Genomic DNA, 270 nt, shown 5'->3' on the forward strand with positions numbered 1-270 from the left:
TTGATTCCAGCAGGGTGGCCAGCTCGGTGGGATCGCTGGTGTCGCAGGCGGCGACAGTGACCTGCGCACCTAATTCGGTCAACCGTTGCGCCAGCTCCTCGGCGCCCGGGGCGGCCTTGCCGCGGCGCGATGCCAGGAGTAGATGTTTGCTCCCGTGCCTGGTAACCAGGTGCTCGGCCAGCAACCCGCCCAGCATCCCCGTCCCGCCGGTGATCAACACCGTGCCGTCGGGATCCCAGCTGAGCGGCGGGATGAGCACGATCTTTCCGG

The 270-nt window shown here is 67.8% G+C and carries 1 protein-coding gene; it reads right to left on the reverse strand.

The genetic code is table 11. The features are described 5' to 3' along the window. Window positions 1-259 (reverse strand): KR domain-containing protein (locus BST12_RS29975; protein WP_342746525.1); only part of this gene is annotated, 259 nt, incomplete at its 3' end. Window positions 260-270 lie beyond the last annotated feature (11 nt).

The organism is Mycobacterium angelicum (assembly GCF_002086155.1).
Taxonomy (GTDB): domain Bacteria; phylum Actinomycetota; class Actinomycetes; order Mycobacteriales; family Mycobacteriaceae; genus Mycobacterium; species Mycobacterium angelicum.